The 5959-nt window shown below is 47.9% G+C and carries 3 protein-coding genes; all 3 read left to right on the forward strand.

Annotated elements, in window-relative coordinates; all coding sequences use genetic code 11:
• A partial coding sequence (locus ACT8YW_RS21365; RefSeq protein ID WP_444107078.1) for a glycoside hydrolase family 20 protein occupies nucleotides 1–1814 on the forward strand: 1814 nt, incomplete at its 5' end.
• Nucleotides 1815–1912: 98 nt separating this feature from the next.
• Nucleotides 1913–4657 (forward strand): SusC/RagA family TonB-linked outer membrane protein, encoded by a 2745-nt coding sequence (locus tag ACT8YW_RS21370; protein ID WP_128858069.1) that lies wholly within the window; start codon nucleotides 1913–1915, stop codon nucleotides 4655–4657.
• A gap of 11 nt (nucleotides 4658–4668) precedes the next feature.
• On the forward strand, nucleotides 4669–5959 hold a 1291-nt coding region (locus tag ACT8YW_RS21375; protein WP_444107079.1), incomplete at its 3' end, for a RagB/SusD family nutrient uptake outer membrane protein.

Raw genomic sequence — 5959 nt, forward strand, 5'->3', positions numbered from 1 at the left:
TTTTCTTATTGATAACCCCCAAGACCCCCCAATTGCCATCACCGGAAAGCTATACACTCTCCGTCACCCCTCAACGAATCGAGATCCGGGCAACTTCGGGAGCCGGATTATTCTATGGAATGCAAACCCTGTTACAGCTGATGCAACCGGCGGGCACAGGCAGCTATTCCGTAGCCTCTGTCGAGATAGAAGACACCCCGCGTTTTGCTTACCGCGGACTGATGCTGGACGTATCCCGCCATTTCTCTACCAAAGAGTTTATAAAGAAACAGATAGACGCATTGGCATATTACAAAATCAACCGTTTGCACCTGCATCTGACCGATGCGGCAGGCTGGCGGCTTGAAATCAAGAAATACCCTTTACTGACCGATTTTGCAGCCTGGCGTACAGACCCCACTTGGAAGAAATGGTGGAACGGTGGACGTAAATACCTCCGTTACGATGAACCCGGAGCTTCCGGCGGCTATTACACCCAGAACGATATTCGTGAAATACTGGAATATGCCCGTCAGCACTATATCACCGTGATTCCGGAGATTGAAATGCCTTCCCATTCGGAAGAAGTGCTGGCTGCCTACCCGCAGCTATCCTGTTCGGGAGAACCTTACAAGAACTCCGATTTCTGTGTCGGCAATGAAGAAACTTTCACCTTTCTGGAGAATGTACTGACGGAAGTCATGGAACTTTTCCCTTCCGAATACATTCATGTAGGAGGTGATGAGGCCGGTAAATCGGCTTGGAAGACCTGTCCGAAATGTCAGAAGAGAATGAAAGACGAGCATCTGGCCAATGTAGACGAGCTGCAAAGCTATCTGATACACCGTATCGAAAAGTTCCTCAACAATCACGGACGCCGTCTCTTGGGATGGGACGAGATTCTGCAAGGAGGCATTGCGCCCAATGCAACCGTTATGTCGTGGCGTGGAGAAGAGGGTGGTATCGCTGCTGTCACTTCCGGCCATCATGCCATCATGACACCGGGTGCATACTGTTATCTGGACAGCTATCAGGACGCCCCGTACTCCCAGCCGGAAGCTATCGGCGGCTACCTGCCATTGAAGAAAGTATATGCCTACGATCCTGTTCCCGCTTCTTTAACTGCGGAGCAGGCAAAGTTAGTCTACGGCGTGCAGGGCAACCTATGGGTGGAATATATCCCCACTCCCGAACACGTGGAATATATGATTTATCCCCGTATGCTGGCATTGGCGGAAGTAGCCTGGTCGGCTCCGGAACGTAAGTCGTGGCCCGATTTCCATACCCGCGCACTGTCAGCAGTGGCCGATTTACAGAAAAAAGGATACCATCCTTTCGATTTGAGCAAAGAAATCGGCAGCCGTCCCGAATCTCTTCAACCAGTCAGCCATTTGGCGCTCGGTAAAAAAGTGATCTATAACTCCTCCTATAGCCCCCATTATCCCGCACAAGGCAACACAGCCCTGACAGACGGCATACGTGGTGACTGGACTTATGGTGATGGTTCATGGCAAGGATTTATCTCGGACAACCGTCTCGATGTGACGATTGATATGGAAAAAGAAACCCCTATCCATTCCGTCACCGCCGCTTTTATGCAAGTGGTCGGCGCGGAAGTATTCCTGCCGGAGACAGTGATTATTTCCATTTCCGATGATGGAATTAACTTCACGGAGTTGCAAAAACAACACTTTGAAGTGAGCAAAGAAACCCCTATCCGGTTTACGGATATTTCATGGCAGGGAGAAGCCAAAGGAAGATACGTACGTTACCAGGCACAGGCCGGAAGCGAATTCGGAGGTTGGATATTTACGGATGAGATAATCGTGAAATAGACATTGTCAATATCATTTATGAATAAAAGAGGGAATCTACTCAACCAGATTCCCTCTTTTTTTGTTATATTTGTATTATTACCTTAAAAACTAAGAATATGGTACAACACGCTAGACTCATTTTCTACAGCCTTCTTCTTCTGGTAATCCCGTGCGAGAGCACCTTGGCGCAGAAGATTCCCGTCACGCCCATAGACTCATTGATAACTGTTGGATATGCCACCGGAAGTTTGAAAACCCTCTCCGGTTCCGTAGAGAAGATTACGGAGACACAGATGAATAAAGACCAGATAACGAACCCTTTGGAAGCAATCCGCGGACGTGTGCCGGGCTTGACCATCCAACGCGGATCAAACGGTCCGGCAGCCTTGGATGCGGTACGTCTGCGGGGAACTACCTCACTGACCAGTGGCAATGACCCTTTGATAATCGTCGACGGAGTATTTGGCGACTTGAGTATGCTCACCTCCATTTACCCTACGGATATTGAGAGCTTCACCATTCTGAAAGACGCTTCCGAAACCGCACAATACGGTTCACGAGGAGCTTCCGGTGTGATTGAAGTCACCACTAAAAAAGGAATGAGCGGCAGAACACAGGTAGCCTACAACGGTAGCTTCGGAATTTCCACCGTCTACAAGAATCTGAAAATGCTGTCCGGCGATGAGTACCGCCGTGTCGCCTCGGAACGCGGGATTTCCATTCTGGATAAAGGAAATAACACCGATTTTCAGAAAGAGATTGAACAGACAGGACTACAACAAAACCATCACATCGCCTTTTATGGCGGTTCCAGTGAGTCCAGCTATCGCGTTTCTCTTGGTTTCATGGATCGTCAGGGAGTGATTTTGAATGAAGACATGAAAAACTTCACTTCGAATATGAACATGAATCAGAAAATGTTCGACGGCTTCCTGAACTGCGAGCTGGGAATGTTCGGTTCCATTCAGAAGAATCATAATCTGGTGGATTATCAGAAAACGTTCTATTCGGCAGCCACATTCAACCCCACCTATCCCAACCATAAAGACCCCGTCACCAATTCCTGGGACGGAATAACGACTGCCAGCCAAATCACCAATCCATTGGCATGGATGGAAGTGCAGGACGATGATGCCACTTCGCACATCAGCACGCACGCCCGTCTGACTTTCAATCTGCTGGAAGGACTGAAACTAAACCTCTTCGGTGCCTATACCTATAATATCGTGGAAAATTCGCAATACCTCCCCACCTCCGTCTGGGCGAACGGCCAGGCTTACAAAGGAACCAAAAAGCGAGAATCTTTGCTGGGCAACATGATGCTGACCTATAAGAAAAACTGGAAAAAACATTTCTTTGACGTGCTGGCACTTGCCGAACTTCAAAAAGAAACCTACACGGGATATTATACAACAGTAAGCAATTTCAGCACCGACAAATTCGGGTATAATAATCTTCAGGCAGGTGCACTCCGCTTGTGGGAAGGCACTAATTCTTACTACGACCAACCCCGTCTGGCATCTTTCATGGGACGTTTCAACTATACATACGCCGACCGCTACGTACTGACGCTGAACGCCCGTACAGATGCTTCCTCCAAATTCGGAGCGAACCATAAATGGGGATTCTTCCCCTCCGCATCTGCCGCATGGGTGATTAGTGAAGAAGAATTTATGAAGCAGTTACCGATGGTGGATAATCTGAAATTCCGTATTGGCTACGGTCTGGCAGGTAATCAGAGTGGGATTGACTCATACACTACATTGAACCTTGTAAAGCCGAACGGTGTAGTCCCCGTCGGAAACTCCGCCGTCGTATCTTTAGGAGACTTACGGAACACGAATCCCGACCTGAAATGGGAAGTGAAACATACCTTTAATACCGGTATCGACGTAGCTCTTTTCGGCAACCGCCTGCTGCTTTCCGCCAACTATTACAACTCCCGAACCACAGACATGCTTTACCTTTACAACGTAAGCGTACCGCCTTTCACCTATAACACCTTGCTTGCCAACATCGGTTCCATGCGCAACTGGGGTACGGAAATCGCCATCGGCATCACCCCCTTGAAGACCAAGGATATGGAACTGAATATCAATGCCAATATCACTTTCCAGCGCAACAAACTGCTCTCATTAAGCGGTATGTACAACGGCGAAATGCTTTCTGCTCCCGAATATAAAAGTCTTTCTGGCCTCGACGGAGCCGGCTTTCATGGAGGATACAACCACATCGTATATCAGATGGTGGGTCAACCGTTGGGCGTGTTCTATCTTCCCCACAGTACGGGACTGGAATCCGACGGAAACGGCGGATACACCTATGGCATCGCCGATCTGAATGGCGGAGGTGTCAGCCTTGAAGATGGTGAAGACCGCTACGTGGCAGGACAAGCCGTACCTAAAACGATTCTTGGCTCCAACATCAGTTTCCGCTACAAGCGTTTCGACCTGTCTTTGCAGGTTAACGGAGCTTTCGGACATAAAATTTACAACGGAACCTCCCTGACCTATATGAACATGAATATATTTCCCGACTATAACGTAATGAAGAAAGCCCCGAAACAGAACATCAAGGATCAAACCGCCACCGACTATTGGTTGGAAAAGGGAGATTATGTCAACTTCGACTATGTGACGCTGGGTTGGAACGTGCCGATTGAGAAAGTGCAGAAACTGAAGAAATATGTCCGTTCCCTGCGTCTGGCATTTACAGTCAACAACCTGGCAACCATTTCCGGTTATTCGGGACTTTCACCCATGATTAACAGTTCAACGGTGAACTCCACTTTAGGCGTGGATGATAAACGGGGATATCCGTTGGCGCGGACGTACACACTGGGATTGAGTATTAACTTTTAATGGAGGAGGAGATGATGAAACAATATATGAAAAATAAAAGTCGGTTAGGATTCTTTCTGGCAATGTGCCTGGGTTTATTCTCATGTAGTAAGTTTTTGGAGGAAAATCCGAAAGATAAGTTACCCGAAGATGACGTTTACAATACAATCTCGGAAGTATATCTCAATGCAGTAGCTTCGCTTTATACATACGTAGGCGGTTATAGTGATAGTCAGGGATTGCAGGGAACGGGTAGGGGAGTCTACGACCTGAACACCTTTACCTCCGACGAAGCCATTATCCCCACCCGTGGAGGTGACTGGTATGACGGTGGTTTTTGGCAAGGACTTTACCTGCACGATTGGGGAATAGAGAATGATGCCATTCAGGCTACATGGGAATATCTCTATAAAGTCGTCATGTTAAGTAACAAATCACTGGAACGGATAGACAAATTCGCCGAAACTCATTCCGCTACGGAACTGCCGGCATACCGTGCCGAAGTACGTGCCATGCGGGCTATGTATTATTATTACCTGATGGATTTGTTCGGACGCATCCCGCTAGTTCAATCCTCTTCCGTAGCAATGAAAGATGTAGTGCAAAGTGAACGGAAAACGGTCTTTGACTTTGTTGTCAAGGAATTGCAAGAGGCGGCTCCTTTGTTGAGCGATGCACATAGCAACCAGTCCGGCCCTTACTATGGCCGTATCACTCGCCCCGTGGTAACTTTCCTACTGGCCAAACTGGCTTTGAACTCCGAAGTTTATACAGACAATGATTGGACGGACGGACAACGCCCGGATGGAAAAAATATAAAGTTCACAGTGAACGGCAGCGAACTCAATGCCTGGGAAACAGTCATCTACTATTGTGACCAACTCAAGACTATGGGCTACAAACTGGAACCGGAATACGAAACGAATTTCTCTATATTCAACGAACCGTCCGTAGAGAATGTCTTCACTATCCCGATGAATAAAACTCTGTACACCAACCAGATGCAATATCTCTTCCGTTCCCGCCACTATAATCACGCCAAGGCTTACGGACTAAGCGGTGAGAACGGTCCCAGCGCCACCATTGAAGCCCTCGAAGCTTTCGGTTATGAAACCGCGGAACAAGATTCCCGTTTTGATATTTGCTATTTTGCAGGAATTGTCCACGACCTGAAAGGAAACATAATCAAACTGGATAATGGAACGGTACTGGAATATCTGCCCTGGAAAGTATCTCTGGATATAACAGACACCCCATACGAACAAACCGCAGGAGCCCGCATGAAAAAGTATGAAGTCGACCCGACTGCCACAAAAGACGGTA

This window comes from Bacteroides sp., from assembly GCF_052357945.1.
In the GTDB taxonomy this organism is placed as follows: Bacteria; Bacteroidota; Bacteroidia; order Bacteroidales; family Bacteroidaceae; genus Bacteroides.

Coding starts and splice junctions, on each gene's coding strand:
- ACT8YW_RS21370 (WP_128858069.1), top strand. CDS start 1,913: ATGGTACAACACGCTAGACTCATTTTCTACAGCCTTCTTCTTCTGGTA.